Annotated in this window: 2 protein-coding genes; both read right to left on the reverse strand. The window is 73.8% G+C overall.

All coding sequences use genetic code 11. The annotated features are described in order from the left end of the window. Positions 1-204 precede the first annotated feature (204 nt). Positions 205-888 carry a response regulator gene (locus DQW85_RS24540; RefSeq protein WP_113702376.1) on the reverse strand — a complete coding sequence of 228 codons (684 nt, stop codon included), beginning with the start codon at positions 886-888 and terminating at the stop codon, positions 205-207. Continuing rightward, positions 885-2,057: a sensor histidine kinase gene (locus DQW85_RS24545; RefSeq protein ID WP_113702377.1), complete on the reverse strand. Its 1,173-nt coding sequence runs from the start codon at positions 2,055-2,057 to the stop codon at positions 885-887. The genes DQW85_RS24540 and DQW85_RS24545 overlap by 4 nt, the downstream gene beginning before the upstream one ends. Positions 2,058-2,619: the final 562 nt, after the last annotated feature.

Genomic DNA, 2,619 nt, shown 5'->3' on the forward strand with positions numbered 1-2,619 from the left:
CCCAACCGGGGCCCGCCCCAACCGGGCCGCCTCCAACCGGGCCCGCCAGTCAGGCGGGGCGCGTCGGCCGGGGCCCTGAGGGCAGCGCATGCCGGACGCCCGCCGCGGCTCGGGCATACCCGGAGGCCGGGCCCCAGGCGCTACCCCAACCAGGACGAGTCAGGACAGGGCGGGTCAGGACAGGGCGGGTCATGACGAGGCGGGTCAGGACAGGGCGCCCGGGGTGATCAGCCCCGTCTCGTACGCCAGCACCACCGCCTGCACCCGGTCGCGCAGCCCCAGCTTGGTCAGCACGTTGCCGACGTGCGTCTTGACCGTTGTCTCGCTCACCACCAGCTTCGCGGCGATCTCCGCGTTGGACATGCCCTTGGCGATCAGCCGCAGCACCTCCAGCTCCCGCTCGGTAAGCCGGTCCAGCCGCGCCGGCGTGGCCTGCTCGTGCGCCGACGGCAGCCGGGCCGCGAACCGGTCGAGCAGCCGCCTGGTCACGCTGGGCGCCACGATGGCGTCGCCCCCCGCCACCACCCGGATCGCCTGCACCAGCTCGTCCGGCGGCACGTCCTTCAGCAGGAACCCGGACGCCCCCGACCGCAGCGCCTCCACGATGTACTCGTCGAGGTCGAACGTGGTGAGCACCAGCACCTTCGGCACGTGCGCGGTCGGGGCCGCCTCGCGCACGATCCGGCGCGTCGCCTCGATGCCGTCCACCCCGGGCATCCGGATGTCCATCAGCACCACGTCCGGCAGGAGGGCCCGGGTCTGCTCCTGGGCGTCCTTGCCGTCGCCCGCCTGCCCCACGACCGTGATGTCCGGCTCGGCCTCGAGAATCAGGCGGAACCCCGTGCGCAGCAGCGGCTGGTCGTCCACCAGCAGCACTCTGATCGTCATTGTCCGTCCTTAAGCGGGAATCTCGCCCGCACCTCGAAACCGCCCCCCGGCCTCGGGCCGACGCTGAGGATTCCACCATAAAGGGCCACACGCTCGCGAATCCCCACCAAACCATGCCCCTGCTCGCCGGACGGCTGCCCGCCGCGGCCGTCGTCCTCCACGCTGACGTCCAGTTCGTACGGCTCGTGCCGCACGGTCACCAGCGCCTCGGCGCCCGCGCCGGCGTGCCTCAGGGTGTTGGTGAGCCCCTCCTGGACCAGCCGGTACGCGGCCAGATCGACTCCGGCCGGTATCGGCCCCGCATGCCCCTCGACCGTGAGCCTGGTCACCAGGCCCGCCTCCCGCATCTGCTCCACCAGCGACGGCAGGTCGCGCGTGCCCGGCTGTGGCCCCAGCTCTGCCCGCGCGTCGGCGCGCAGCACCCCGACGATGTTGCGCATCTCGTTCATCGCCATCCGGCCCGTGTGCTCGATCGCCGAAAGCGCCTCGCGCGCCAGCTCAGGGTCCGAGGAGAGCACCTTGCGCGCGGCGGACGCCTGCACCGTCATCACGCTGACGTGATGGGCCACCACGTCGTGCAGCTCGCGGGCGATCCTGGAGCGCTCCTCGGCCCGCGCGGCCCGGGTATCGGCCGCGTGCGCCCGCTCCAGACGGGCCGCGCGGTCCTTCAGCTCCTCAAGGTAGGCGCGGCGCAGCCGCAGGTTCCGCCCCGCCCCCCACACCGCCACCAGCACCACCGCGACCACCAGATGCTCGCTCCATCCCATCGCCGCGGCCGGGCCCGCCATCGCGCCGATCACGTACAGCGTGACGGACAGCATCAGGGCGCCCAGCGCCACCGCCAGGCCGCGATGGGACGCCACCGAGTAGAGCAGCACCAGCCCCGCGGCCCCGGCCAGGCCCGCGCCGTAACCGAGGGCGGCCAGCACCGTCTCGGGCACCAGCGCCGCGCACAGCCCGGTCAGCGGCCAGCGCCTGCGCACCGCGATCGGCGCGCACGCCAGCACCACGAGCGCCACCCCGAACGCGTCCGGCGCCCGCATTCCCATGCCCAGCGCCCCCTGCTCGTGCAGCCGCTCAGGGCCGTAGAGGACGAACAGCGCCACCGAGACCGCCGCCACGACGAGGGCGAGGACCGTGTCGTGGAACAGGGCTCGGTCGATGCGCACCGCTTCAATGTAAGCCCAGGTGAGAGCTCGAAACCTCCTCCCAGGGGAGGAGACGGACCGCTCCCGGGAGCGCCCGCGATTCGCGAGGGCCGGCGGGGCTCCATCGCGGTGCAGCCGCCCTTGGGGCGCCGCCGCGTGGCCCTCTCCGGGGGTCTTCTTCGCGTGGTCCTCTTCGCGTGGTCCTCTCCGAGTGGCCCTCTCCGGGGGGTCTTCTGCACGTGGCCCTCTCCGGGTGGCCCTCTCGGGGGGTCTTCTTCGCGTGGCCCTCTCCAAGTGGCCCTCTCTCGCGGGGAGCCGCCGAGTGGAACCCACCTCTGGGGGTCTACCCCTGGTGTGCGGTCTTGAGCTGCCCCTCCTTGGGTCCTGCACCCGAGCCTCCCGCCCGGGAGAGGAGCCCGCCCTCTGGCCTGCCCGCCCGACTCCCGGTGTCGTGACGCCCCCCTCGGGTGATCTGTCCTTGAGGGCCGAGCGGCGTGGGCCGCGGGGGAGGGCAGGGCGAGGCGGGCGGGCCTCGGGCGCGGACCTGCGAGGGGCGCGGGCCTGCGAGGAGTGGCGGCCGGGG

It is taken from the genome of Nonomuraea lactucae, from assembly GCF_003313395.1.
In the GTDB taxonomy this organism is placed as follows: domain Bacteria; phylum Actinomycetota; class Actinomycetes; order Streptosporangiales; family Streptosporangiaceae; genus Nonomuraea; species Nonomuraea lactucae.

Coding starts and splice junctions, on each gene's coding strand:
- DQW85_RS24540 (WP_113702376.1), bottom strand. CDS start 888: ATGACGATCAGAGTGCTGCTGGTGGACGACCAGCCGCTGCTGCGCACG.